Genomic DNA, 25643 nt, shown 5'->3' with positions numbered 1-25643 from the left:
TTACGCGGCCTCCCCACGCCCGCACGCGACAGGCGCGGCCTGGGCCTGCTGCTGCGACAGGTACCGCAGCAGCTTGGTGACCATCCACACGACGATGCAGGACAGCGCGACGAAGAAGACCGCGAGCGGCGTCAGGACATGGATCGACACGAAACCGGCCAGCCCCATCATCGCGGACGACACGAGCAGCAGCGCGCATCCGAGGATCGCGCTCGTCAGGCCGGCGATATGCGGAAACAGCGAATTGCCCTTGGCCATCAGCGTCGGGTACATCGCGCCCGCGCAGAAACCCATCACGAGCACCGGCGTCGCGAGCGTCCACACGCGCAGCCCGACGGTCAGCGCCAGCACCAGCATCGCGACCGACGCCCCCGCCATCACGCGCGCGCCGATACGCAGCCGTTGCTCGGCACTCGGCAGCCCGCGCCCGTGAATGCGGTTCGACAGCCCGCCGAGGAAATACATGAGCCCGATGCCGAGCGCGAGATAACCGAAGAAGGTCGGCGGCTTGTGCAGCGTGGTCTGCACCATGAACGGCCCGACGATGTTGAACACCAGCAGGATGCTGTAGCACAGCCCCTGGGCGAGGAAGCAGCTCTGGAACACCGGGCTCGCCAGCACCTTGCCCGCGTTCGTCATCAGCGTGCGCGGCTCGAGATGCACCGGCTTCGGCAAGGTTTCGCGGTATCGCCACAGCAGCGCCCACATCACCAGCGAGTACACCAGCAGGAACACGAGGCACGCGCGCCAGCCGAACCATTCCTGCAGGTGCGCGCCGATCACCGGCGCGATGATCGGCGCGAGCCCCCACGCGATCGACATGTACGTGAACGCGTGCATCAGCGCCTGGCCGGAGAACGAATCGGTGATGATCGCCTTCGCGAGCAGGTTGGTGGTCGCGATCCCGAAACCCTGCAGGCAGCGCGCCAGCACGAACGTCTCCAGGTTCTGCGCGCCGAGCGACAGCAGGCAGCCGATCGTGTAGATCACGAGCCCGAACGCCAGCACGCGCTTGCGCCCGTATGCGTCGGCGACCGGCCCGAAGATGAGCTGGCCGAGCGCATAGGCGGCCATGTAGCCGGACACGCTCGACTGGATCGCCTGCGGCGTGGTCGCGAACGAACGTGCCATGTCGGGCAGCGCGGGCACGTAGATGTCGATCGCGAGCTGGCCGGCGGACGCGAACAGGCAGATCAGGAACAACAGGAAACGCGGCGAGTTCGACTCGCGCGCGGGAATGGGCGTGGCGTTCATGACGACTGGGAAAGAGATCGGGGCGGCAGTGCCGCACCGTCAATGTTCGAACGTCGAACATGCGTGCGGTCGTGGCGAATGCCGTATTGTGCCCGTTGTCGCGTCGTGCCGCCGGATTCCCCTGGCGTGGACGAGGTTGAATGCCGATTGCGGCTCGTCCTGAAATGCGTTAGCCGGCCCAGCCGGACGCGGTTTTAATATTGATTTAAGCCGAGGGCCGCATTGTCTCGGATGGCTCACTCCGTGAGCCGCACGTCATTGTTGACTCGATCAGTCTCGTTTGATGGAGATACGAAGATGCGATTCCGTTCGTATATGGCGGCGGGCGCGCTGGCGCTGGTGCCTCTGTTCGCCCTGGCCGGGCAGGACGGCGCGGCGGCCGCCGCCCAACCGATGTTCGTCAATGTCGACGGGCAGGCCGTGCCCGTGAAAGCCGAAACGCGCGTCGTCCAGACCGCGGTCGGCCCGATGAAGGTCAGCACGTGGAGCTGGCATAGCCCGCAAGGCGGCGCGAGCTTCGAGATGCAGACGTCGTCGTCGGGCGGCATGCCGCTCGCGGCGGCGGTGCGGCAAATACAGGCCGCGCAGTACCGGATGCAGGCGGCGCAGGCGCAGATGGTCGCGATGCAGCAACAGATGATGGCGCTACAGCACATCGCGCTCGCCAACGCGTTCGCGATGCCGATGCCGATGCCGCAGCCCGTCGGGTTCGCGATACCGGCGTGGGCGATGCCGGAACCGGTCGTCGTGATCGTGCCGGCGCAACCTTCGGCGCGTTCGATCGCACCTGCCCCGGCGGCGCCGGCACGGCCGGCCGCGCGCGGGCCTGAAATCAAGGCCTGACGCGCACTTCCGGCGCACGAGCGACCGGGCTGCAAAGCGAAACCGCCGGCATGTGCCGGCGGTTTTTCATTTGTGGTGCGATACCACCATGACGCGGCGATCAATACTGCGCCTGATCCGTCGGATTCCTGAACAGCTGCTTCATCTCCGCCGACAGCGGATAGTTGAGGCTCACGCCTTTCGGCGGGATCGGCTGCATGAACCATTGGTCGTAGAGCTTCTCGGCCGCGCCCGACGTCTGCATCTTCGCGATCACGCCGTCGACCACGCGCTTGAACGCCGGATCGTCCCTGCGCATCATGCACGCGTAATTCTCGTGAACCAGCGGCGTGCCCGTCACCGTGTACGCGCCCGGGTTGCGGTCCTTCGCGATCTCGCCGTACAGCAACGGCTCGTCCATCACGAACGCCACCGCGCGCCCGGTCGTGACGTTCATGAACGCCTCGGCGTGATCCTTGGCGCTGATGATCGTCATGTTCATCGCCTTCTCTTCGTTGAGCTTGCGCAGCAGGCGCTCGTCCGACGTGCCGGCCGTCGTCGCGACCGTCTTGCCGGCCAGGTCCGCGAAATCCTTCACGCCTGAATCCTTGCGCGTGCTGAAGCGAATCCCATAAAGAAAGATGCTGTTCGAGAACGCAGCCTGCTTCTGCCGTTCGAGCGTGTTCGTCGTCGATCCGCATTCGAAATCGATCGTCCCGTTCTGCAGCAGCGGAATCCGGTTCTGCGACGTGATCGGGATCTCCTTCACCGAGAGATTCGGCAGGTTCAATTCCGCCTTCAGCTGGTCGACGATGCGCGATGCAATGTCGCGTGAATAGCCGATGTTCTTCTGCTGGTTGTCCGAATACGAGAACGGCACCGACGATTCGCGAATGCCGAGCGACACGACGCCCGTGTCCTTGATCTTCTTCAGCGTGCCGGTGAGGGCCTGCGCGTGCGCGGTACCCGCGAGCGCACAGGACAGCGCGACGGCCAGCCAGCCTAAGCGGCGATCCATGCTTTTCTCCTGACGAAACGTTGATCGAATCGCGATCCTACGCCCGACAAAATTCGCGTCGCATCAGGGAAAGCGTAAGCAACCTTCCACCGTGGCCGCGCATTGAAAGACGTTTGCCGTGCCGCGCAAACCGGCCCATGCCGCACATTTCGCCCGACCGGCCGCACGCGGGCTCGCCCCGCCTTCTGTGCCACACGTTCCAAACACGTGTTCATGCTGCGACGCGGCAACGTAATCGTTTGCGCCAGCCCCGGTTTTTCTCGTGAAACGCACTCAAGAAGCCGCCGCGCCAGCCGTTACCCAGTGCATGGCGCGTCGCAGCAAGCTTGCCGCGGCCGCCAGACAAAAACGACAAGGTCCGGGTCAGCCGGACCAGCGCCACCGCCGGCACGACGGTTATCTACGAGGATCGAGTTTCAACATGAGAACCAAGCGTTTCAATCTTGCGCTGGCGCGCTCCGCACATGCGCGCATGCTCGCCGGCATGCTGTCTGCCGCCGCCCTCCTGCCCCTCGCCGGTTGCGGCGGCGGAGGCGGCGGCGACGGCAGCAACCCGTCTTCTTCCAACGCGGCACCGGCACCTGCCCCCGCCCCGACGCCCGCTCCCGGCACACCGACGACCCCGCCCGCCTCGGCCGGCAGCAATGCATGCGCGACGCAGCAGGCCGCCGTGCAGATGGCGGCGCAGGCCGCACCGGCAGAAGCGCCGATCGATCACCTGATCGTCAAGCTGAAGACGCTGACGGCCACGCGTGCGATGGCGGCCATCGACAACGGGACGCGGCTCGACGCGGTCATCCAGCGCTCGATGACGCGCTGGACGGCACCGGTCGCCGGCAGTGCACGTGCCTATGCGAGCACGGTCGGGCAAGCCCCGGTGAACGTGCAGGTCGAACGGACGATCTCGAACGGCGCGGCCGTGCTGTCGCTCGGCCAGCGCATGGCCGCCACCGACGCAGCCGCGCTCGCGCAGGCATTCGCGGCCGATTCGGACGTCGACTACGCGGAACCGGATCACCCGATGCAGATCCGCGACACGCCGAGCGATCCGCTCTACAACCAGCAGTGGTACCTGTCCGACCCGACCGCCGGCATCGACCTGCCGCCCGCCTGGAACGTGACCAAGGGTTCGCCGACCGTCGTCACGGCCGTGCTCGACACCGGCTACCGGCCGCATGCCGACCTCATGGGCAACCTGCTGTCCGGTTACAGCTTCATCAGCAACGTCAACACCAGCAACAACGGCCTGACCCGCAACCCTGACGCGACCGATCCGGGCGACTGGGTCACGCAACAGGAACTCGACAACGCAAACGGCCCGTACTATCACTGCGCGAGCCAGCCGAGCGACAGCAGCTGGCACGGCACGCGCGTGATGGGCGTGATCGGCGCGACCGCCAACAACGGCACCGGCATCGCCGGCGTGTCGTGGCTCGGCCAGATCCTGCCGGTGCGCGTGCTCGGCAAGTGCGGCGGCGTGACGAGCGACATCGCCGACGGGATGCGCTGGGCAGCCGGCATCCCGGTGAACGGCGTGCCGACGAACCCGCGCCCCGCGAAGGTCATCAACCTGAGCCTCGGCGGCGTCGGCGCATGCAGCACGACGTTCCAGCAGGCGATCGACGACGTGACCGCGAAGGGCGTGACCGTCGTCGTCGCGGCCGGCAACGACGGCCTGTCGACCGGGCTCGACCAGCCCGCGAACTGCCGCGGCGTGATCAGCGTCGGCGCCACCGACGCGACGGGCCGCCGGGCGTCGTTCAGCAACTTCGGCGCCGATGTCTCGCTGAGCGCGCCGGGCGTCAACATCCTGTCGACGTCGAACACCGGCACCACGACGCCGGGCTCGGACACCTACGGCCTCGCGAACGGCACCAGCCTCGCGACGCCGCAGGTGTCGGGCGTCGCCGCGCTGATGCTGTCGGTGAACGGCAACCTCACGCCCGCGCAGATCCAGCAGAAGCTGCAAGGCGGCGCGCGCACGACCAAGCTCGCGGCCGGCACGTCGTGCACCGCGATGCCGGCTGGCTCGGGCATCGTCGACGCAGGGGCCGCCATCGCGGCAGCGGGCCAGTAACCCGCCCCTGCTTCCACGCGGCCGCGCGCATGCCGATCACGCATGCGCGCGGCCGTTTCATTCGCGGCAATCCGGGGCCGCGCCGCGCACACGTCACCCCGATTACGCATCTCGAAATAACACCTGACAAAAGGGTTGACGCTTCGCACAGCGAGCCATTACCATCGCTCCCGTCAAATTACATGGAGTGTTCTGTGAACACCGATGCGAGTTGTAGTTGGTGCTTGACCAACTTGACTGCTGCCTGAGGAAAACGCGCAGAGCCTCGTCTTCTGCCGCATCCCGGGAAGCAGGATGCGGCGTCTTTCCAGCCTGACCACGGGCCGGATCTCCCGCCGAATTTTCGATGTTGTCGAATGCACGCGACGCGCCGTCGCGCGTGTGCGTTCGCGTTGCGCGCGGCGCCAGCCGCGTGCGCCCTCCGTTCGCGTGCCGTCCGGCCGCGCGCCCTCTTGCGTGCGCGGCTGCCGATCGCCCGTGCCGCCTATCCGCAACCGACAGGAGTGCAGATGAACTCAGACGACAGTAGTCGATTACCGCTCGCCGGTGCGACGCTGCGCATCGCCCCTCCGGCTGCACCGCACGCGCCGGCGAGCGTTCCATCCATCACCGATCCACAGCCGATCGCGCCTGACGCGACGCGGCGGGGAGCGCTCGTGCGTCGATAACGTCACGGTCGCTCCCCGCCCGCCGCCTCGTGCGCAAGGAGCGACTCATGACGACACGACACAACACCTCGCAGAAGAAACAGCGCGGCTTCATCAAGACCGGCGCCGGCCAGCAGAACGAACCGCGCATCATGCGCGTCGCGCAGGAAGCGGCCCGTCCGCTCGAAGACACGCTGAAGGCGCTGCATACCAGCACGCGCGGCCTCACCTACGACCAGGCCGCCGATCGCCTGCAGCACTACGGCCCGAACGAAATCGCGCACGACAAGCCGCCGCACTGGACGCGCCAGCTGCTGCTTTCCTTCCACAACCCGTTCGTCTACGTGCTGCTGGTGCTGGCCGCCATCAGCTTCTTCACCGACGTCTGGTTCGCCGCACCCGACGATCGCGACTACGTCGGCATGACGATCCTGCTGACGATGGTCACGATCAGCGCGCTGCTGCGCTTCGTGCAGGAATTCCGCTCGCTGCGCGCGGCCGAGAAGCTGAAGGCGATGGTCCGCACGACGGCCACCGTGCAGCGTTCCGTGACCGACACGTCCGAGCCGGCGCGCCGCGAAGTGCCGATGCGCGAAGTCGTGACCGGCGACATCGTGCACCTGTCGGCCGGCGACATGATCCCGGCGGACGTGCGCCTGCTCGCATCGCGCGACCTGTTCATCAGCCAGGCCGTGCTGACCGGCGAAGCGCTGCCCGTCGAGAAATACGACACGCTCGGCGCGGTGGCCGGCAAATCCGCGAGCTCGCCCGCGGACGGTGCGGCGAACGATGCATCGGCATCGCTGCTCGATCTCGAGAACGTCTGCTTCATGGGCACCAACGTCGTCAGCGGCACGGCGACGGCCGTCGTCGTCGCGACCGGCGAAGATACGTACTTCGGCTCGCTCGCGCGCAACGTCGTGAGCCACAAGCGCATCGAGACGAGCTTCGACCGCGGCGTCGCAAGCGTGAGCTGGCTGCTGATCAAGTTCATGTTCGTGATGGTGCCGATCGTGTTCATGATCAATGGGCTGACCAAGGGCGACTGGCTGAGCGCGCTCACGTTCGCGCTCGCGGTGGCCGTGGGCCTCACGCCCGAGATGCTGCCGATGATCGTCAGCGCGAACCTCGCGCGCGGCGCGGTCGCGATGGCGCGCCGCAAGGTCGTCGTGAAACGCCTGAACTCGGTGCAGAACTTCGGCGCGATGGACGTGCTGTGCACCGACAAGACCGGCACGCTCACGCAGGACAAGATCATCCTCGAGCATCACCTCGACCTGTCGGGCCACAAGAACGAGGACATCCTGCGGCTCGGCTGGCTGAACAGCTTCCACCAGAGCGGCCAGAAGAACCTGATCGACATCGCGGTCGTCGCACGTGCCGACGAGATCGGCGAGCGCGTGAAGCCGCAGGGCTACAAGAAGATCGACGAACTGCCGTTCGACTTCGTCCGGCGTCGCCTGTCGGTCGTCGTCGAGGATACGCGCGGCACGCACCTGCTGATCTGCAAGGGCGCGGTCGAGGAGATGCTGGCCGTCTCCACCCACGTGCAGGATGAGGACGGCGTGCGTCCGCTCGACTTCGTCGCGCGCAAGCGGCTGCTCGAACAGGCCAGCGCATACAACGAGGACGGCTTCCGCGTGCTCGTGCTCGCGACGCGCACGATCCCGCGCGGCGACGAGCGCGAGCAGTACCGCACCGCCGACGAACACGACCTCGTCGTGCGCGGCTTCCTGACCTTCCTCGACCCGCCGAAGGAATCGGCTGCGCCCGCACTCGCCGCGCTGCGCGAAAACGGTGTCGCGGTGAAGGTGCTGACGGGCGACAACCCGATCGTCACGATGAAGGTATGCCGCCAGGTCGGCCTCGAACCCGGCAAGCCGATTCTCGGCACGGAGATCGAAGCGCTCGACGACGCGACGCTCGCGCAGGTCGTCGAACGCACGACGGTGTTCGCGAAACTGACGCCGCTGCAGAAGGCTCGCATCGTCAAGGCGCTGCAGGCGAACGGCCACACGGTCGGCTTCCTCGGCGACGGCATCAACGACGCCCCCGCGCTGCGCGACGCCGACGTCGGCATCTCGGTCGACAGCGGCGCCGACATCGCGAAGGAAACCGCCGACATCATCCTGCTCGAAAAGAGCCTGATGGTGCTCGAGGAAGGCGTGATCAAGGGCCGCGAGACGTTCGGCAACATCCTGAAGTATCTGAACATGACCGCGAGCTCGAACTTCGGCAACGTGTTCTCGGTGCTCGTCGCCAGCGCGTTCCTGCCGTGGGAGCCGATGCTCGCGACGCAGCTGCTCGTGCTGAACCTGATCTACGACACGTCGCAGATGCTGCTGCCGTGGGACAAGATGGACCCCGAGTTCCTGAAGAAGCCGCGCAAGTGGGAAGCCGGCAACATCAGCCGCTTCATGCTGTGGGTCGGGCCGACGTCGTCGGTGTTCGACATCACGACGTACATCCTGATGTGGACGGTATTCGGCGCGGGTGCGATGTATCACCTGAACGGCGGTTCGGGCGGCCAGATCGTGATGAACTCCGGCTGGTTCATCGAGAGCCTCGTGTCGCAGACGCTCGTCGTGCACCTGCTGCGCACGCAGAAGATTCCGTTCCTGCAGAGCACGGCCGCGCTGCCGGTGCTGCTGTCGACGTTCACCGCGATCGCGATCGGCTGCTGGCTGCCGTTCTCGCCGTTCGCGGAGTCGCTCGGCTTCATGCACCTGCCGGGCACCTTCTGGCTGTGGCTCGCCGCGACGATGGTCGGCTATATCCTGCTCGCGCAGATCGTCAAGACGATCTACGTGCGCCGCTACAAGCAGTGGTTCTGATTCCGTTCGGATGACGATGTACCGGCCCGCGCAACGCGCGCGGGCCGGCCTTTCACGACGCTCTATCGGTAATGTGATGAAAAGAATCCTTCCGCTCGCCGCCGCGAGCGCACTCCTCGCACCGTTCGACGCCTATCCGGCTCACCCGCTCGTCAGCGACGATACGGGCACGCAGGGCAATGCGAACTGGCAGTTCGAGTTCAACGCCGAGGAAACCTCGAAACAGGACGACAACGGCCGCCACCAGCTATGGAACGCGACGCTCACGCGCGGGTTCGGCGAACACGTCGACCTCTACGTCAACGCGCCTTATACGCATCTGCAAACACGGACCGACGAGAACGGCGCGGGAATCGGCGATGTCGAGATCGGCATGAAATGGCGCTTCGTCGAACGCGGGCCGCTGTCGCTCGCGCTGAAACCGAAGGTGACGATGCCGACCGGCAACGACGGCCGCGGGCTCGGCACCGGCCGCGTCGGCACCGGCGCGACGCTGCTCGCGCAGGCCGACATCGCTCGCTTCTCGCTGCTTGCGAATGCGGGCCTCACTTACCAGCCGAATCGCCAGGGCGACCTGACGTCGATCTGGGCCGTGTCGGGCGCGGCGATCTACAAGGCGACCGACAAGCTGCAGATCGTGGCCGACATCGGCACGTCGCGCAACACGGAGCGCGGCGCCGGCGCGAATCCCGCATTCGCGATCGCGGGCGCGATCTATTCGCCGAAGCCGTGGCTCGATCTCGACATCGGCTACCGGCGCGGGCTGAACGACCAGACCTATCGTCATTCGGTGATGGGCGGCGTGACGGCGCGCTGGTGACAGGCAGGTATGCGGCATCGAACCGCATACCGAACCGCCAGACGACGGGCCGCTTCCAGCGGCCCGTTTTTCATTGCGTGTCGTTCGCGCCGAACAATTGCGCGCACACGGCGCGCCCTTCGTCGGTCAGCGCGGCGCTGCCGGTGCCGTCTTCGTTCAGCGTCGTCGCACTCAGGCCCGCGGCGTCGAGCTGCGTCAGCACGCGGCGCAGCGTGCTCATCGGCAGTTGCGTGCGTTTCGCGATCTTCGGCAGCGACCAGGTCTTGCCGGCCGGATCGCTCGCGGCGTCGTTCAGCGTTGCGAGCGTCGCGACGAGTGCGGGATCGAGCGGGGATTCGTCGGATTCTGAGGTCATCGGTTCGGTCCGTAGCAGACAGGTATTCATTCGCGCATTCAGCGCCGATTGCGGAGACTATATCGCTTCGCCCGTCAGGCGTCCTTGATCGCGGCACGCATGAACGACACGAAGCGCGTGGTCACGGGATCGTCGCGATCCGACCGCCACGCGAGCCCGACGCGCCACTTTGCGTCCCGGCCATCGAGCGGCAGCACTGTCGCATCGCGCAGCAGGTACTGTGCGCGCGACGGAATGAACGCGACGCCGACACCGGCCGCGACCGACGTCAGCACCGACTGCACGTCCTCGGCCTGCTGCGTCACGTGCGGCACGAAGCGGCGCTCGACGCACCATCGATCGATCTGCGCGGCGAGCCCCGGGCCCCGCGCACGCTGCAGCGCGATGAAGCCGATCTCGTTGAGCACGTCGAGATCGGCCGGCACGCGCTTGAAGCCGAGATGCGGCGGCACCGCCAGCGCGAGCCCCTCGTCGATCACCTTGAACGACGACAAACCTTCGTCGGACGGCAGGCGCAGAAACCCGGCATCGAGCTTGCCCGCGCGCAGCCGGCGTGTCTGCTCGGACGACGACAGGTCGCTCAACGTGACCGCAATGCCCGGATTGCGGCGACGAAACTCCGCGACCCGCTTCGGCACGATCGTCAGCACCGACAGGCAAATGCCGAGCCGCAGATGCCCGCGCTGCCCGCTGGTCGCCTCCCGTGCGCGCGCGAGGATCTCGTCGGCATCGCGCACGAGCGCCTGCGCGTCGGGCAGGAAACGCTCGCCGAACGGCGTCAGCTCCGCGCCGTGCCGCCCGCGCTCGAACAGCTTGCCGCCGAGGCTCGCCTCCAGCGCACCGATCTGCTTGCTCAGTGCCGGCTGGCTCATGTGCAGCGCATCGGCCGCGCGGCTGAAATGGCACAGCTCGGTGACGGTCAGGAACGTACGCAGCAGTTTCAATTCCATTCTTAAAAGGAATCGTAACGATTGAAACATTCATTTTACCGATTGAATGCAATGACGTTCAATACGGGCATGCCCTTCCCGGAACCGACTGTCATGCCCCTCGATCATGCCGCCGACTGCGTGGCCGACCAGCCGTGCGATACGGCCGTCGCGAACGAACGCACCGCCGCGGCCGATACGCGTGCGCCGAAACGTCGTGCCGAACGCAGCGACGGACGCAGCCGCCGTTTTCGCTTCGGCGATGCGCTCGACGACCCGCCGCCGCGCGTGGTAACGGGGGCGATCGCGATCAGTTTCGCGGTCGTGTCGCGGCGGAACTGGCCGCGATAAGAGGATCGACAGCAAACCACCAGCAGATCGTCTCCCACCGGCTGGATCTCGTGAATATCGAACGGTTCGTTGTCGACGACGAGATCGAGCAGCGTGTCGCCGTCCCGCCACGCAATCAAGCGATGGCGCTGCGCATCCGAGGGTGTCGTGATCGCGAACGAAGCGCCGTCGGAGCGTGTCCGGTCATCGAGCGGTTCCAGTGCAAATGCCGCGTACAACGCATCGTCCGCGCCGACGTTGAAGGCAACGAGTTCACCTGTCGCGGACAGGCTGTCGATCGATGCAAGCGGCAGCACGGGCAACGCATGCGGTTGGCGTGACATGGGTTCTCCTGACGATGAGCTCGCCATCTTGCCGGCCGTACCATCGTTTGTCACGCCGGCGCGACATATCGACGCAAAACGCGGCACACCGCGGCGGCCGCCGGCAAAACAGCGCGCCGACGGCCGGCCGCTATCGTCATCCTCTCGCGAACGACCTTATAATTTCCCGCACCCGCTGACCGCCCATGCATTCCGCGCCGCCACCTCGCGCGTGGAAAGGAGACTTTCGCTTGACCGGCCTCATCGCGCGCGTGCCTCGCGCCCGGACCACGCTGATCCTCGCCCTCTCGTTCCTGCTGCTCGCGTTCGCCGCGAACGTGTCCGCGCAGCGCGTGCAGCCGCATCGCACCGCGCAGGCCCACGCGCATCCGCACAAGAAAGCCGTCAAGAAGAAACCCCACCGCAAGCACAAGGCGGTCAAGCATCGTCGCCCGAGTGCGAAGCATCAGACGATCAAGCGTCACGCCGCCCCGGCCCCGCATCGCCGCGCGAAGCGCACGAACGCCGTCCGCCCGCGCCCGGCCGCCGCGAAACCGCGCCTGATGGCAAGCTGCGGCTACTCCCCGCGCGCGCTCAATACCTTGCATTCACGTGCGGCCTACGTGCTCGACGTCGACTCCGGCACGCCGCTGCTGGCGCGCAACGCACGCACGGTGCGGCCGATCGCGTCGATATCGAAGCTGATGACGGCCGTCGTCGCGCGCGACGCCGACCGTCCGCTGAACGGCGTGCTGCGCGTCACCGCGCGCGACCGCGACACGATCAAGTTCACCGGGTCGCGCCTGCAGGTGGGCTCGGAACTGTCGCGCCGCGAAATGTTCCATATCGCGCTGATGTCGTCGGAAAACCGCGCGGCCGCTGCGCTGAGCCGCGACTATCCGGGCGGGCGCGCCGCGTTCGTCAACGCGATGAATCGCGAAGCGCGCCGGCTCGGCATGCGCCATACGCACTTCCGCGAGCCGACCGGCCTGTCGCCGCACAACGTGTCGACGGCCGAGGATCTCGCGAAGCTCGTCGGCGCGGCGGCGCAGGACCCGCTGATCCGCTATTTCTCGACGGATACGTCGACCACCGTGCGCCCGGGCGACGGCGAGCTGGTGTACGTGAATTCCGACCCGCTCGTCCGCTACCGCCGCCTGCCGATCCGGCTGCAGAAAACCGGCTTCATCAACGAGTCCGGGCACGGCGTCGTGATGCGCATGCGTGTGAAGGGCCGCCGCGAAACGGTCGTGCTGCTCGGCGCACCGACGCGTGCGGGCGTCTCGAGCGATGCCATCAAGATCCATCGCTGGCTGTCCTGCTCGATCCGGTGAGCGCGCGGGCGGCCGGCGCATTCACCTACGGGAGCGCAGCCATGCAGGACGAATACCGCTTCAACGCCTTCGGCCGTCTACTCGCCGTCGTGCGCAAGGACGGCCGCTGGGCCGTGTTCGATCTCGGCACCGAAGGCAAGCGACGCGCGGCCAACCTGCACATTCCGTCCGCGCTCGCCGCCGACGAACTCGCGCAATACCTCGGCGACCTGCTGCACGAAAACGCGACCCCGAGATACAACGAGGTCGTACCGGTCCCGCTCCGCGGCGCGTAACCGCACACCCGGCCGTACCTCGACCCGGCGGTCAATTCGACAGTTAAACTTGCAAGTTTAACTGTCGTGTTCTATGATCCGCCGCATGAACCCTCCACGCAAATCCGGCGTTTCCGCCCATATCGTCGCTGCCGACCTGACCCTCGCGGTCGGCCAGCTGATCCGCCGGCTCCGCTCCGCGATCGAATCCGACGGGCTCGGCATGTCCCAGACGAGCGCGCTCGCGCGACTCCAGCGGCACGGGCCGATGACGACCGCCGATCTCGCGCGCGCCGAAGCGATGAAGCCTCAATCGATGAAGGCGATTCTCGCGAGCCTCGAGGAAGACGGTCTCGTCGAGCGCGAACCGCATCCGACCGACGGCCGCCAGATCCTGTTCCGGCTGACCGCGGCCGGCCTCGACGCGCGGCTCAAGCGCAACGCCGCCAAGCACAAGTGGCTCGGTGCCGCGATCGAGCAGCTCGACCCCGCAGACATCGACACGCTCGCCGCCGCAATCCCGCTGATCCGCCGCATCGGCGAGCAGTGAACCCGGCCCGCGCGCCCCGCGGCATTCGCGCGCACGGCTTTCCTCGTCCCTTCCACGGAGCCCCCATCATGAGCGCAACCCGTCTCGACACGAACACGGCACTCGTCGTCATCGACCTGCAGAAAGGCATCGTCGCCCTCCCCACCGCGCACCCGGTCGCGCCGGTGATCGCCCACGCCCGCGAACTGCTCGACGCCTTCCGCAGCCGCGGCCTGCCGGTCGTGCTGGTCAACGTCGCGGGCGGCGCACCGGGCCGCACCGAGCAATCGCCGCCCGTGGCGCAGCTCCCCGCCGACTGGACCGAACTCGTGCCCGAACTGAACCGCCAGCCGAGCGACCACGTCGTGACGAAGCGGACCTGGGGCGCCTTCACCGGCACCGGTCTCGACGCGCACCTGAAGGCAGCCGGCGTCACGCAGATCGTGCTGGCGGGCGTCGCGACGAGCATCGGCGTCGAATCGACCGCGCGACAGGCGCACGAGCTCGGCTACAACGTGACGCTCGCCATCGACGCGATGACCGACCTCAAGGCGGACGCTCACGTCAACAGCGTCGAGCGGCTGTTCCCGCGCCTCGGCGAAACGGGCACGACGCAGGACATCGTCGCGCTGCTCGACCGGCGCGGCGCGTGAGCGACCCACGCATCCAGCCGGCGCCGGGCCACGCGGCCGGCCGGCTCGATCCGTCGATCTGGAAAGTCAGCACGGTCGCGACGCTCGGCTCGCTGCTGTCTCAGCTCGATGCGACGATCGTCAACGTGTCGCTGTCGAGCCTCGCGACCGACCTGCATGCGAGCCTGTCGACGATCCAGTGGGTGACGAGCGGCTACCTGCTCGCGCTGACGCTGGTGTTGCCGCTGAGCGGCTGGCTCGTCGACCGCATCGGCGCGAAGGCGCTGTATCTGTGGTGCTTCTCGGCGTTCACGCTCACGTCGGCCCTGTGCGGGCTCGCGTGGTCCGCGCCGTCACTGATCGCCTTCCGCGTGCTGCAAGGGGTCAGCGGCGGGCTGCTCGCGCCGATGGCGCAGATGATGATCGCGCGTGTCGCCGGCCAGCAGATGGCGCGCGTGATCGGCTACGCGGCCGTGCCCGTGCTGCTCGCGCCGATCCTCGGCCCGGTCGTGGCCGGCGCGATCCTGCAACATGCGTCGTGGCGCTGGCTGTTTCTCGTGAACCTGCCCGTCGGCGTGCTGGCGCTCGCGCTGGCCGCGCGGTTCCTGCCCGCCGACCGTAACGACGCGCCACGGCGCACGCTCGACTGGGTCGGCCTCGCGTTGCTGTCGCCGGGGCTCGTGCTGTTCCTGTACGGCATCGAGCGGATCAACGAAGCGCCCGGCGTCGCGGCGATCGTCGTGTCGGCGCTGTTGCTCGCCGCCTTTCTGCGGGTCGAGACGCGCAACGGCGACGATGCGCTGATCGACCTTGCGCTGTTTCGCGGCAAGGTGTTCGGCGCGGCCGCGTCGACGCAGTTCCTGTCGAACGGCGCGCTGTTCGCGGGCCAGATGCTGATTCCGGTGTTCCTGATCCAGGCGTGCGGGCGCACGCCCGGCGAAATGGGCTGGCTGCTCGCGCCGATGGGCCTCGGCATGCTCGTCACGTATCCGTCGATGGGCGCGCTGACGAGCCGGTTCGGCGTGCGCCGGCTGGCCTCCGCCGGCGCGTTGCTCGCACTCGCCGCGACGCTGCCGTTCGTGTTCCTCGCGCTGACCGGCTACGATCCTTACCTGCTCGTGCCGGCGCTGTTCCTGCGCGGCATGGGCCAGAGCGCGATCGGCGCGCCGTCGATCGCCGCCGCGTACGCATCGGTCGAGCGCCGCAACCTGCCGATGGCGACGACCTCGCTCAATATCGTGCAGCGTCTCGGCGGCCCGACGTTCACCACCGTGTGCACGCTGTTCCTCGCATGGCGGCTGCAAGTCGAATCGGCGGCGGGCGGCGGCACGCCGGCGAACGCGTATGCGTGGGCGTTCGGCCTGCTTTGCGTGCTGCACGCGGCAAGCGTCGTCACGACGCTGCGCCTGCCTCTGTGGTCGGCCGGTGCGAGCGGGCAGCCGGCCGGCACCGCGCGCGCCGGTTCGCGCTGACCTTCGGGCGGCCACACGACACGTTCGTGCCGCCCCGCTACGGCAGCCACATCGGCACGATCGAGATCACGAGCAGCATGCCGAGCGCCGCATTCAGGCAGTGCCACTGCCGCTCCGTGCGCAGCACCCGCGCGAACAGCAGCCCGGCGAAACACCAGAGCGACAGCGACGCCATCGCGGCCACGCCGAACGCCAGCCCGAGCAATATGCCGAGGCGGGCCGGGCCGGACGCGAGCGCGGCAAACGACGCGGCCGCACCGAGCGTCATCGCCCAGCCTTTCGGGTTGTGCCAGAGCATCCAGACGCCGCTGAGGAATCCCTGCGGCCGGTGCACCTCCGCATCGAGTCGCGGCTTGCCGCCGCGCCCGATGCGCACGGCCAGCCACACGAGGTACACCGAACCGACCGCCTTCATCACGAGTTGCAACGCGGGCAGCGCGAGCAGCACGCCGCCGAGCCCGGCCGCCGCAGCAGCGGCCATCGACGCCAGGCCGGCCGCGATGCCCGCCATCATCGGCAGCGAACGCCGGTAGCCGAAATGCGCGCCCGACGCAGTGGCGAGCGTCGTCGCGCCGCCCGGCGTCACGGTGGACACGGTCACGAACAGCATCAGCGGCAGGTAGTCTCGGAACGGCACGGCAGCTCCCGGTTGGCGTCGTCGAAGCCCTGTTTTACGCGCGATCCCGCCATTACGACAGCGAAAGCTTTTTATGCCTGTCATTAGCGCTCATAATGCGTCGCATGGCACGTCATCTCGACCTCGCGCTGCTGCGCGCCTTCGTCACGGTCGCCGATCATCGCAGCATGACGGCGGCCAGCCGCGCGCTGCACCTGACGCAAGGCGCGATCAGCCAGCAGGTTGCGCGGCTCGAAGCGCTGGCCGGCCCGCTGTTCGTCCGCGAGCACCGCAACCTGCTGCTCACGGCGGACGGCGAGCGGTTGCTCGGGCAGGCGCGCCGGCTGCTCGCCGTGCACGATGCGCTGCTGGCCGACATGACGGCCGGCGCGGTCGACGGCACCGTGCGCCTCGGCGCACCGCAGGATCTCGTCGGCACCTGTCTCGCGCCGATCCTGAAGGGTTATGCGCAGGCGCATCCGCAGGTCGCGCTCACGCTCGTGTGCGAGGCGTCGCCGGAGCTGCACCGGGGGCTCGCGCAGGGCGAACTCGACGTCGCGCTGATCGAGGCGCCGGTCGGGCCGTCACGCGGCGAGTGCATCGCCGTCGACCGCCTGGTCTGGGTCGGTGCGAAAGGCGGCACCGCGTACCGGAACACGCCGCTGCCCGTATCGATGGTCGCGCCGACCTGCGCGTTCCGCCCGACGGTGCTCGACGCGCTGCGCGGCTGCGATCGCGCGTGGCGCACCGTGTTCGAGAACGGCAGCATCGACGCCACCACCGCGACCGTGCGCTCCGACCTCGCCGTGACCGCGTGGCTCGCGTCGACCGTGCCGGCCGACCTCGACATCCTGCCGGCCGGCAGCGGCCTGCCCGCGCTGCCGAACTTCGCGATCAACCTTCATCTGCCGCGCGGCCAGCACACGCCGGCCGCGACGGAACTCGCACGCCACCTGCGCAACGGCTTCGCGCGCTTGCGCGCGGCCGCCTAGCGCGGGCCGACGCTACACGGTGCCCGGCTCCTGCGGCGCCGGCGTCGTGCCGGCGGCCTCGAGCGCCTGGTGCAGCGTCGGGAAGATGCACGACGCGCCGACGATCTCCGTGATCCGGTGGCGATCCATGTCCGCGCGCAGGTAGCGGTTGACACGCCCGAACAGCACGCCGATCCCGCGCGCGTGCAGCATCCTGACGAGATCGGTCAGCGTGCGTGCGGCCGAATAATCGATGTCGGTGACGGCCCCCGCATCGACGACGAACCAGCGCGCCGGCACCGGCGCCGCATCGACGAGCTCGGTCACTTCGGCGGCGAACAGGTGATCGTTCGCGAAAAACAGGTCGGAGCCGAACCGGTAGACGATCAGCCCCGGCGCCGTCATCGCCCCCCGCCGCGTGGGCACCGGCTGCCATCTTCCGTTCCCTTCGACCGGTTCGAGCACCATCGTGTGCGGCTGGTAGCTGTGGCGCACGTGCCGCATCAGCGACAGCGCGACGGCCAGCAGGATGCCGTGCTCGACGCCGACCGTCACGACGGCCACGGCCGTGACCAGCGCAAGCGTGAACTCGCCGGGGCTTTCCTTGCGGATCGCGGCGAGGCTGCGCACGTTGATCAACCCGAGCGCGATCGTGAACACGATGCCGGCCAGCACCGCATGCGGCAGATACTGCAGGTAGGTGCTGAAGAACAGCAGCACGACGGCGACGACCGCAGCAAACGCGAGATGCCCGATCTGGCTGCGCACGCCCGCGCCGTCGGCCATCGCTGTCTGCGTCGGGCTGCCGTTGACGACGAACGCGCCGCCCACCGCCGCCGCGGCGTTCGCGGCCGCGAGGCCGAGGATGTCGGCATTGGTATCGACGTCCTCGCGATACCGCTGCGCGAACACGCGCGCGGCGGCCGCGCTCTGCGCAATGATCATCACGAAACACGACGCGGCGACCGGCACGAGATCGAGGAACTGCTGCCACGTGACGGACGGCCAGCGCAACGGCGGCAGCCCGCCCGCGACCGGCCCGAGCACCGCGATGCCGTGCGCGGCGAATCCGAACATGCTGCTCGCCGCGATGCTGCCCGCGACCGCGATCATCGGCATCGGCACGCGCGGCAGGAACCGCTTGCCGGCGAGAATCGCGACGACGACGAGCGCCGCGAGCGCGAACGTCGGCCGGTTCGTGTGGACGAGATGCGTGACGACGTAGTCGAGCTGCGCGAGGCTGCGCGACGCCGGGTACGGTACGGCCAGCCCGAGCATGTCGCCGAGCATCGCGATCGACACTTGCACGCCGACGCCGGCGAGAAAGCCGACCAGCACCGTGCGCGACAGGAAATCGGCGAGAAAACCGAGCTTGAAGATGCGCGCGAGCAGCAGCATCGCGGCGGTCAGCAGCGCGACCATGCCGGCCAGCGCCACGTATTCGGCGCTGCCGGCCGGCGCCATCGACGACAGCCGGCTCGCGAAGATCGTCGCGGTCGCGGAATCGGCGGCCACCACCAGATGCCGCGACGCGCCGAAGATCGCGAACGCGACGAGCGGCAGGAACACCGTGTAGAGGCCCGTGACGGCCGGCATGCCGGCGATGCGCGCGTAGCCGAGCACCTGCGGGATGTCCATCGACGCGAGCGAAATGCCCGCGAGAATGTCGCGGATGGCCCCGGCACGGCGGATCGGGAGGATGCCTTTCAGCAGCCGCACGCCTGACGGGCGGCTTTCGTTGGAATCTTGCATGCGTGAAGTGCGTGAATACGGGGTGACGTGGTTCGCGAAGTCGTTCGCGCATCGTGCCCCCGGCAGGCATCGCATGGCAAGTGCGCGAAAACGGCACGTGTCGCTCACCGTCGACGGAGGGCCCGCGCGCCAAGGCGGACGGCACGTCGACAACCTTGCGACGCCCGCATGATTGCATGGATCGCCGTGCACGCGCACTGAAGCGCACAGGCCCGCCGCGGCGGCGTCGCGCCGATTCCGGACGAACCGTCGGCGCATCCGGCAACCCGCACGCGCACCGGCTTGCGGTGACGCGCTTTCGTCATCCGCCGTCACCCGATTGCAGAGGAGACCTGCGCAATGGTGAGCCGATCCGGGAGCCGCTCACCACGCATTCACGGCGACGTGCCTGGAACCCGATGGCACAATCACGGTCCCTTTCATGTGCCCTTCACCGGGCGCGCGTCGCGTCGCGGCGCCGATTCAACGCACGAGAAGGCCCCTGTTTGCCCCTATGACCCTGAACGAATCCTGGTTTGAGCCGCTCGTCGGCATCCTCATCCTGCTCGCCGCCGCCGGCGCGATCACCGCCGTCGTCCATTTCCTGCTGTTCCGCGTGGTCGCGCGGCTCGCGCGGCTTTCCGCCACGCGCGTCGACGACGCGCTGTTCGAGTTCGGCGCATTCAAGTGGCTGAACCGCATCGTCCCGTTCGTCGTGATCAAGCTCGGGCTCGGCGCGGTGCCCGGCATTCCCGATACGGCCGCGCAGGTCGCCGACAAGGCGCTGTTCGCGCTGATCGTGTTCCTCGTGACGATGACCGTGAGCGCGACGCTTTCGGCGCTCGAACACACGCATCGCACGTACCAGCGCGACCAGCCGCGCCTGTCGCTGAAAGGCGCGATGCAGCTCGTCAAGCTCGTGATGTTCATCACGGCCGCGCTCGTCGTGATCGGCGACGCAACCGGCAAGCAGATCGGCCTGCTGCTGTCCGGCATCGGTGCGATGTCGGCGGTGCTGATGCTGATCTTCAAGGACACGCTGCTCGGCCTCGTCGCGGGCGTGCAGCTGTCGTCGAACGACATGCTGCGGATCGGCGACTGGATCACGATGCCGTCGGCCGGCGCGGACGGCACGGTCATCGACATCACGCTGAATACCGTCAAGGTCGCGAACTTCGATCACACGATCATCACGGTGCCCACGTGGAAACTGATCACCGAGAGCTACCAGAACTGGCGCGGGATGACCGAGGCAGGCGGGCGCCGCATCAAGCGCGCGCTGTTCGTCGACGCGACGAGCGTGCGTTTTCTGTCGAACGACGAGATCGAACGGCTCGAACGCCTGACGCTGCTGAAGGACTATCTCGAGGACAAGGTCGACGCGATCGAGCAATGGAACGGCACGCTCGGCGCGGCCGGCGACTGCCCGGCGAACCGCCGCCAGCTGACGAATCTCGGCACGTTTCGCGCGTATGTCGCGAACTACCTGAAGGGCCATCCGCGCATCCGCCGCGACATGACCTGCATGGCGCGGCAACTGCCGCTCACGGCCGAAGGCATTCCGCTCGAACTGTACTGCTTCACCGACACGACGACCTGGGTCGACTATGAAGCCATCCAGTCCGACCTGTTCGATCACCTGATCGCGGTGCTGCCGGAATTCGGGCTGCGCGTGTACCAGCACCCGTCGGGTTTCGACATGCGGCAGATGGCCGGCGTCGTGCAAGCCCGGCAAGCCGGGCTGCAGGCGCCGCACGCGGGATGACGCGCGACACGGCGGCCGGTCATCGGCCGCCTGCCGCCGGGCATGGCGGCGCTCACCGCGCCGCGCACTCCGACGCGAGCCGCCCGAGCACCTTCAGCGCATCCTCGATCTGCCGCGACCACGGATAGCTGTAGTTGAGCCGGATGAAATGCCGGTAATCGGTGCCGGCCGAGAACATGTGCCCGGGCCCGACCGTGATCCGCTCCGCGAGGGCCAGCGCATACAGCTTCATCGCGTCGACCTGCTTCGGCAGCTCGACCCACAGCACATACCCGCCCTGCGGCTGCGACAGCCGCGTACCCTCCGGAAAGAAGCGCCGCACCATCGCGCTCATCAGGTTCGCCTGCTGCGCATACAGCTTGCGCATGCGCCGCAGGTGAAAGTCGTAGCCGTCGTGTTTCAGGTACTCGGCGATCGCGAGCTGCTCGATCGCGGGCGTCGCGAGCGTGTTCAGGAATTTCAGCTTCTCGACCTGGTCGCGGTAGCGGCCCGGCATCGCCCAGCCGATCCGGTAGCGCGGCGACAGGCTCTTCGTGAACGACGCGCAATGCAGCACGAGCCCGTCGCGGTCGAACGACTTCAGTGCGCTCGGTGTCGTGTCGCCGAAGTGCAGCTCGTGATAGACGTCGCTCTCGATCGCCGGCACGTCGTGCTTCGCCAGCAGCTCGACGAGCGCGCGCTTGCGCGCGTCGGGCATCTGGAAGCCGAGCGGATTCTGGAAATTCGGCATCACCATGCACGCGGCGATGCGCTCGCGTTCGAGGATGCGTTCGAGCGCGTCGAGATCGATGCCGTCTCCCGGATGCGTCGCGACTTCCAGCGCACGCATGCCCATCCGCTCGATCGCGTGCAGCATCGCGTAGAACGTCGGCGACTCCACCGCGATCGTGTCGCCCGGCCGCGCGACGGCCTGCAGGCACAGGTTGATCGCTTCCGTCGCGCCGATCGTCACCACGATCTCGCCGGGTTCGACCGCGATCCCGCGCTCCGCGTAACGCCGCGCGATCTGGCGGATCAGCTCCTGGTTGCCGGGCGGCAGATCGTCGATCACGCCCCAGCGGGTGCGGCGGCGGCCGATCGTCTGCGCATAACGCGCGAGACGCTGCACCGGAAACTGCGACGCATCGGGATACGGCGAGCCGAGCGGCACCGCGTCGTCGCGCGCGATCGAACGCAGCGTCGACAGCACGAGCCGGCTCACGTCCACGGCCGACGGTTCCGCGGCCGGCGCCGACATGTGCAGTTCGGCCTCGGCGGGCGCCGACGCGCGCGCACGGACGAAGTAGCCCGATTGCGGCCGGCTCTCGATCAGGCCGCGGCTTTCCAACACGAGGTACGCGCGCAGCACGGTCGTGACGCTGAGCTGCTGCTGCCGGCTCGCCTGTCGCACCGACGGAATCCGCTCGCCGGGCCGGTATACGCCACGCTCGATCTGCGCCTGGAGATCGTCGGCCAGTTGTTCGTAACGCTTCACGCGCCTCCCTTTCAACTTCCCTTCAACAACACAGTTGCGATCCGCACTGCCTGAATGGCCGCAACTGTACTCTTTTTTGAAGCGAACAGGTGTACACACAGCCGGACGGGGCCCGCGCGTACTCTGCGGCCATCGACCCCGACACCCGTTGCATCATGAAAAAGAAATCCGCTACCGCGCGCATCGAACCGTACACTCACCCGGCCGCCGGCTGGGGGGCGCTGAAGGCCGTCACGATCAACCTGATCAAGGAAAAGGTCGCCGGCGGCAACTACCGCACGCTGCTGCGCCAGAACCAGCCGGACGGCTTCGACTGCCCGGGCTGCGCATGGCCCGACCGCCAGCACGCATCGACGTTCGAATTCTGCGAAAACGGCGTGAAGGCCGTGGCCGCCGAAGCGACCAGCAAGCGCGTGACGCCCGATTTCTTCGCCGCGCACACGGTCACCGAGCTGCTCGAACAGACGGACTTCGAACTCGAGCAGCACGGCCGGCTCACCGACCCGATGGTGTACGACGCGCAGACCGACCGCTACGTGCCGATCGCGTGGGACGACGCATTCGAACTGATCGCGCGCCACCTGCGCGCGCTGCCCGATCCGAACCAGGCCGCGTTCTACACGTCCGGGCGCGCGAGCAACGAAGCGGCGTTCCTGTACCAGTTGCTCGTGCGGCTGTACGGCACGAACAACTTTCCCGACTGCTCGAACATGTGCCACGAGGCGACGAGCCGCGGGCTGCCGCCGTCGGTCGGCGTCGGCAAGGGCACCGTCACGCTCGACGATTTCGAGCACGCCGACACGCTGCTGATCTTCGGCCAGAACCCGGCCACCAACCACCCGCGGATGATGGGCGAGCTGCGCGAATGCGCGAAGCGCGGTGCGACGATCGTGTCGATCAACCCGCTGAAGGAGCGCGGCCTCGAACGTTTCGCCGATCCGCAAAGCCCGATCGAGATGCTGACGATGTCGGGCACGAAGATCGCATCGACGTTCATCCAGCCGACGATCGGCGGTGACTTCGCGCTGATCAAGGGGATGGCGAAGCGCGTGCTCGAACTCGACGACGCCGCGCGCGCCGCCGGTGCGCCGCGCGTGCTCGACACCGCGTTCATCGGCGAGCACACGGCCGGCTTCGACGCGTTTGCCGACGATCTTCGCAACGAAAGCTGGTCCGCGCTGACCGCCGAAAGCGGCGTGCCGTACGAACAGATCGACAGCCTCGCGCAGCTCTACGCGCGCAGCGAACGCGTGATCGCGACGTGGGGAATGGGCATCACGCAGCACAAGCATTCGGTCGCGACCGTGCAGATGCTGACGAACCTGATGCTGATGCGCGGCAACATCGGCCGCCCCGGCGCCGGCCTGTGCCCGGTGCGCGGCCACTCGAACGTGCAGGGCAACCGCACGGTCGGGATCGAGGAAAAGCCGTCGCAGGCGTTCCTCGACCGGCTCGGCCACGTGTTCGATTTCGAACCGCCGCGCCACCACGGCTACGACGTCGTCGAGACGATCGAAGGCATGCTCGAAGGCCACGTGAAGGTGCTGATCGGCCTCGGCGGCAACTTCGCGATGGCGACGCCCGACACGCCGCGCACGTGGGAAGGCATGCGCCGCTGCGATCTTTCCGTGCACATCACGACGAAGCTGAACCGCAGCCACCTGATCCACGGCCGCGACGCGCTGATCCTGCCGACGCTCGGCCGCACCGAGATCGACCTGCAGGACAACGTCGCGCAAGGCGTGACGGTCGAGGATTCGATGAGCATGGTCCACGTGTCGTACGGGATGAACAAGCCGGCCTCGCCGAACCTGATGTCGGAGCCCGCGATCGTCGCACACATCGGCCATGCGCTGTTCGGCAGCGGCAAGGTCGACTGGCTCGCCTACAAGGACGATTACGCGAAGATTCGCGACGCGATCGAGGCCACCCTCGACGGCTTCTACGACTACAACACGCGCATCGCGCGGCCGGGCGGCTTCCACCTGCGCGTCGCGTCGCGCGACCGCGAATGGCTCACGCCGACGGGCAAGGCGAACTTCATCGCGCACCCGCTGCCCGCCGACACGCCGATCCAGCGCGCCCGCGCGCTGCACGGCGAGCGCCTGATGACGCTGATGACGACGCGCTCGCACGACCAGTACAACACGACCGTCTACGGGCTCGACGACCGTTATCGCGGCGTGTTCGGCCAGCGCCGCGTGGTGTTCGCCAACCGCGACGATCTCGCGATGCTCGGCCTGAAGGCCGGCGAATGGGTCGACATGGAAACCGTGTGGCACGACGGCATCGAGCGGCGCGCGGACGGTTTCCTGCTCGTCGAATACGACATCCCGCGCGGCTGCATCGGCGCGTACTACCCGGAAACCAACCCGCTGGTGCCGCTCGACAGCGTCGGCGACGTGTGCAACACGCCGACGTCGAAGTCGGTACCCGTGCTGCTGCATCGCGCGGCCGCGCCGGCAGCGATCGCCGCCTGACGGAGCACGCCGATGATCGTTCGTCCGCGCGAGCACTGGCTGCGGATGCTGCTCGTCTGGAACGGGTCGGTGCTGCCGACCATCCTGCCGCAACTCGTGCTGACGCTCGCGATCAGCGTCGTCGCGGTGTGGGGCGGCGGCCGCGTGCTCGGCGAAAAGGTGCCGCTGAACCCGACGCCGTTCACGCTGATCGGCCTCACGCTCGCGATCTTCGCGGGGTTTCGCAACAATGCGAGCTACGAACGCTACCGCGAGGGCCGTCAGCTGTGGGGCGGCGTGCTGACCGCCACGCGCACGCTGGTGTCGCAGGCGCTCTGCTACGGCGCGATCGACGACGACGACGCGTCACGGCAGGCGTTCGTGCGCAAGGTCGTCGCGTTCGTCTATGCGCTGAAGCATCAACTGCGCGGCACCGATCCGTCGGCCGACCTGCGCACGCTGCTCGACGGCGCCACCTGTACGCGCATCGCCGCCGCCCGGTATGCGCCGGTCGCGATCGTTCACGAACTGCGCGAAGCATTCGCCGCGCGCGCCGACGCCGGGCATCTCGCCGATACGCGACTGTGGATGCTCGACGCACGCCTCGACGATCTCGTCGCGATGGTGAGCGGCTGCGAGCGCATCGCGTCGACGCCGATCCCGTTCTCGTACGACGTGCTGCTGCACCGGACGATCTATGCGTACTGCGTGCTGCTGCCGTTCGGCCTCGTCGATTCGATCGGCGCGGCAACGCCGTTCGTCACCGTGTTCGTCGCCTATACGCTGATCGCGCTCGACGCGATCGCGCATGCGATCGCCGAACCGTTCGGCGACGGGCCGAACCATCTCGCGCTCGATGCAATGACGCGGACGATCGAGCGCACGCTGCTCGAACTGAACCGCGAGCCGCTACCGGCGGAAGTGACGCCCGGCAAGGCCTATCGCCTCAGTTGACGCGCGGGCCGCCGCTCGCGCGCCCCTCCGCCCTCCGCCCTCC

General features: G+C 67.9%; 22 protein-coding genes. 15 read left to right on the top strand and 7 right to left on the bottom strand.

All coding sequences use genetic code 11. From position 1 onward, the window contains the following. Window positions 1-1254, bottom strand: a complete 1254-nt coding sequence (locus tag DPV79_RS25885) for a multidrug effflux MFS transporter (protein ID WP_021162042.1) — start codon at window positions 1252-1254, stop codon at window positions 1-3. A gap of 297 nt (window positions 1255-1551) precedes the next feature. Between DPV79_RS25885 and DPV79_RS25880 the strand changes: the two genes are divergently transcribed. Further along, the gene (locus DPV79_RS25880; RefSeq protein WP_113046800.1) at window positions 1552-2097 is read left to right on the top strand and encodes a hypothetical protein; all 546 of its coding nucleotides are present in this window, start codon (window positions 1552-1554) and stop codon (window positions 2095-2097) included. 100 nt (window positions 2098-2197) lie between these two features. Here DPV79_RS25880 and DPV79_RS25875 read toward each other — a convergent pair whose 3' ends face one another. Then, a complete protein-coding gene (locus DPV79_RS25875) occupies window positions 2198-3094 on the bottom strand; it encodes a glutamate/aspartate ABC transporter substrate-binding protein (RefSeq protein WP_113046799.1) in 897 nt (298 codons plus the stop codon). Between the two features lie 421 nt (window positions 3095-3515). On the opposite strand from DPV79_RS25875, the gene DPV79_RS25870 reads away from it, so the two are divergent. The 3 genes from DPV79_RS25870 (at window position 3516) to DPV79_RS25850 (ending at window position 9472) form a co-directional block, all read left to right on the top strand. Next, entirely contained in the window at window positions 3516-5171 is a 1656-nt protein-coding gene (locus DPV79_RS25870) for a S8 family peptidase (RefSeq protein ID WP_048028247.1), read from the top strand. 715 nt (window positions 5172-5886) lie between these two features. Then, on the top strand, window positions 5887-8652 hold the full coding sequence (mgtA, locus tag DPV79_RS25855) for a magnesium-translocating P-type ATPase (protein WP_081052774.1): 2766 nt from the start codon (window positions 5887-5889) through the stop codon (window positions 8650-8652). 76 nt (window positions 8653-8728) lie between these two features. Next, window positions 8729-9472, top strand: coding sequence for a transporter (locus tag DPV79_RS25850; protein ID WP_060277567.1), 744 nt, complete (start codon window positions 8729-8731; stop codon window positions 9470-9472). A gap of 70 nt (window positions 9473-9542) precedes the next feature. Here the strand turns inward: DPV79_RS25850 and DPV79_RS25845 are convergent, their stop codons facing one another. Beyond that, complete coding sequence (locus tag DPV79_RS25845; RefSeq protein ID WP_113046845.1) at window positions 9543-9827, bottom strand: transcriptional regulator; 285 nt, start codon at window positions 9825-9827, stop codon at window positions 9543-9545. Between the two features lie 74 nt (window positions 9828-9901). Continuing rightward, window positions 9902-10777: a LysR family transcriptional regulator gene (locus DPV79_RS25840; protein WP_021162050.1), complete on the bottom strand. Its 876-nt coding sequence runs from the start codon at window positions 10775-10777 to the stop codon at window positions 9902-9904. 51 nt (window positions 10778-10828) lie between these two features. On the opposite strand from DPV79_RS25840, the gene DPV79_RS43445 reads away from it, so the two are divergent. From DPV79_RS43445 to DPV79_RS25810, 7 genes are all read left to right on the top strand, one after another. Continuing rightward, a complete protein-coding gene (locus DPV79_RS43445; RefSeq protein ID WP_059488082.1) occupies window positions 10829-11107 on the top strand; it encodes a hypothetical protein in 279 nt (92 codons plus the stop codon). A gap of 50 nt (window positions 11108-11157) precedes the next feature. Then, on the top strand, window positions 11158-11427 hold the full coding sequence (locus tag DPV79_RS43440; RefSeq protein WP_133295722.1) for a hypothetical protein: 270 nt from the start codon (window positions 11158-11160) through the stop codon (window positions 11425-11427). 233 nt (window positions 11428-11660) lie between these two features. After that, window positions 11661-12743, top strand: coding sequence for a serine hydrolase (locus DPV79_RS25830; protein ID WP_113046798.1), 1083 nt, complete (start codon window positions 11661-11663; stop codon window positions 12741-12743). Between the two features lie 41 nt (window positions 12744-12784). Then, window positions 12785-13018: a DUF7661 family protein gene (locus DPV79_RS25825; RefSeq protein ID WP_021162054.1), complete on the top strand. Its 234-nt coding sequence runs from the start codon at window positions 12785-12787 to the stop codon at window positions 13016-13018. A 73-nt stretch (window positions 13019-13091) separates the two neighbouring features. After that, window positions 13092-13547, top strand: a complete 456-nt coding sequence (locus tag DPV79_RS25820) for a MarR family winged helix-turn-helix transcriptional regulator (RefSeq protein ID WP_113046797.1) — start codon at window positions 13092-13094, stop codon at window positions 13545-13547. A 68-nt stretch (window positions 13548-13615) separates the two neighbouring features. Continuing rightward, complete coding sequence (locus DPV79_RS25815) at window positions 13616-14179, top strand: isochorismatase family protein (RefSeq protein ID WP_048022483.1); 564 nt, start codon at window positions 13616-13618, stop codon at window positions 14177-14179. Further along, a complete protein-coding gene (locus DPV79_RS25810; protein WP_113046796.1) occupies window positions 14176-15630 on the top strand; it encodes a DHA2 family efflux MFS transporter permease subunit in 1455 nt (484 codons plus the stop codon). The genes DPV79_RS25815 and DPV79_RS25810 overlap by 4 nt, the downstream gene beginning before the upstream one ends. A 37-nt stretch (window positions 15631-15667) precedes the next feature. On the opposite strand, the gene DPV79_RS25805 is transcribed toward DPV79_RS25810, so the two are convergent. Continuing rightward, window positions 15668-16267, bottom strand: a complete 600-nt coding sequence (locus tag DPV79_RS25805) for a LysE family translocator (RefSeq protein ID WP_113046795.1) — start codon at window positions 16265-16267, stop codon at window positions 15668-15670. Window positions 16268-16362: 95 nt separating this feature from the next. Between DPV79_RS25805 and DPV79_RS25800 the strand changes: the two genes are divergently transcribed. Then, window positions 16363-17238, top strand: a complete 876-nt coding sequence (locus DPV79_RS25800; protein WP_060341207.1) for a LysR substrate-binding domain-containing protein — start codon at window positions 16363-16365, stop codon at window positions 17236-17238. Window positions 17239-17250: 12 nt separating this feature from the next. Here the strand turns inward: DPV79_RS25800 and DPV79_RS25795 are convergent, their stop codons facing one another. After that, a complete protein-coding gene (locus tag DPV79_RS25795; protein ID WP_113046794.1) occupies window positions 17251-18969 on the bottom strand; it encodes a SulP family inorganic anion transporter in 1719 nt (572 codons plus the stop codon). 493 nt (window positions 18970-19462) lie between these two features. Between DPV79_RS25795 and DPV79_RS25790 the strand changes: the two genes are divergently transcribed. Beyond that, window positions 19463-20713 carry a mechanosensitive ion channel family protein gene (locus DPV79_RS25790; RefSeq protein ID WP_113046793.1) on the top strand — a complete coding sequence of 417 codons (1251 nt, stop codon included), beginning with the start codon at window positions 19463-19465 and terminating at the stop codon, window positions 20711-20713. A gap of 52 nt (window positions 20714-20765) precedes the next feature. Here DPV79_RS25790 and DPV79_RS25785 read toward each other — a convergent pair whose 3' ends face one another. Continuing rightward, entirely contained in the window at window positions 20766-22187 is a 1422-nt protein-coding gene (locus DPV79_RS25785; protein WP_113046792.1) for an aminotransferase-like domain-containing protein, read from the bottom strand. Between the two features lie 155 nt (window positions 22188-22342). Here DPV79_RS25785 and DPV79_RS25775 point away from each other — a divergent pair, with 155 nt between their 5' ends. Together DPV79_RS25775 and DPV79_RS25770 are read left to right on the top strand one after the other, a co-directional pair. Next, a complete protein-coding gene (locus DPV79_RS25775; protein ID WP_113046791.1) occupies window positions 22343-24667 on the top strand; it encodes an FdhF/YdeP family oxidoreductase in 2325 nt (774 codons plus the stop codon). A gap of 12 nt (window positions 24668-24679) precedes the next feature. Next, window positions 24680-25600, top strand: a complete 921-nt coding sequence (locus DPV79_RS25770) for a bestrophin family protein (RefSeq protein WP_059622714.1) — start codon at window positions 24680-24682, stop codon at window positions 25598-25600. Window positions 25601-25643: the final 43 nt, after the last annotated feature.

The organism is Burkholderia reimsis (assembly GCF_003294055.1).
GTDB classification, from domain to species: Bacteria; Pseudomonadota; Gammaproteobacteria; order Burkholderiales; family Burkholderiaceae; genus Burkholderia; species Burkholderia cepacia.
The sequence above is the reverse complement of the archived record's forward strand: the minus strand, read 5'-3'. Positions and strand labels throughout refer to the sequence as shown.

Excerpts from the sequence above, each read along its gene's own strand:
- DPV79_RS25875 (WP_113046799.1), bottom strand. The coding sequence starts at position 3,094 with ATGGATCGCCGCTTAGGCTGGCTGGCCGTCGCGCTGTCCTGTGCGCTC.
- DPV79_RS25845 (WP_113046845.1), bottom strand. The coding sequence starts at position 9,827 with ATGACCTCAGAATCCGACGAATCCCCGCTCGATCCCGCACTCGTCGCG.
- DPV79_RS25880 (WP_113046800.1), top strand. The coding sequence starts at position 1,552 with ATGCGATTCCGTTCGTATATGGCGGCGGGCGCGCTGGCGCTGGTGCCT.
- DPV79_RS43445 (WP_059488082.1), top strand. The coding sequence starts at position 10,829 with ATGACGTTCAATACGGGCATGCCCTTCCCGGAACCGACTGTCATGCCC.
- DPV79_RS25850 (WP_060277567.1), top strand. The coding sequence starts at position 8,729 with ATGAAAAGAATCCTTCCGCTCGCCGCCGCGAGCGCACTCCTCGCACCG.
- DPV79_RS25840 (WP_021162050.1), bottom strand. The coding sequence starts at position 10,777 with ATGGAATTGAAACTGCTGCGTACGTTCCTGACCGTCACCGAGCTGTGC.
- DPV79_RS25770 (WP_059622714.1), top strand. The coding sequence starts at position 24,680 with ATGATCGTTCGTCCGCGCGAGCACTGGCTGCGGATGCTGCTCGTCTGG.
- DPV79_RS25795 (WP_113046794.1), bottom strand. The coding sequence starts at position 18,969 with ATGCAAGATTCCAACGAAAGCCGCCCGTCAGGCGTGCGGCTGCTGAAA.
- DPV79_RS25775 (WP_113046791.1), top strand. The coding sequence starts at position 22,343 with ATGAAAAAGAAATCCGCTACCGCGCGCATCGAACCGTACACTCACCCG.
- DPV79_RS25825 (WP_021162054.1), top strand. The coding sequence starts at position 12,785 with ATGCAGGACGAATACCGCTTCAACGCCTTCGGCCGTCTACTCGCCGTC.
- DPV79_RS25820 (WP_113046797.1), top strand. The coding sequence starts at position 13,092 with ATGATCCGCCGCATGAACCCTCCACGCAAATCCGGCGTTTCCGCCCAT.
- DPV79_RS25790 (WP_113046793.1), top strand. The coding sequence starts at position 19,463 with ATGACCCTGAACGAATCCTGGTTTGAGCCGCTCGTCGGCATCCTCATC.
- DPV79_RS25885 (WP_021162042.1), bottom strand. The coding sequence starts at position 1,254 with ATGAACGCCACGCCCATTCCCGCGCGCGAGTCGAACTCGCCGCGTTTC.
- DPV79_RS25870 (WP_048028247.1), top strand. The coding sequence starts at position 3,516 with ATGAGAACCAAGCGTTTCAATCTTGCGCTGGCGCGCTCCGCACATGCG.
- DPV79_RS25815 (WP_048022483.1), top strand. The coding sequence starts at position 13,616 with ATGAGCGCAACCCGTCTCGACACGAACACGGCACTCGTCGTCATCGAC.
- DPV79_RS25800 (WP_060341207.1), top strand. The coding sequence starts at position 16,363 with ATGCGTCGCATGGCACGTCATCTCGACCTCGCGCTGCTGCGCGCCTTC.
- mgtA (WP_081052774.1), top strand. The coding sequence starts at position 5,887 with ATGACGACACGACACAACACCTCGCAGAAGAAACAGCGCGGCTTCATC.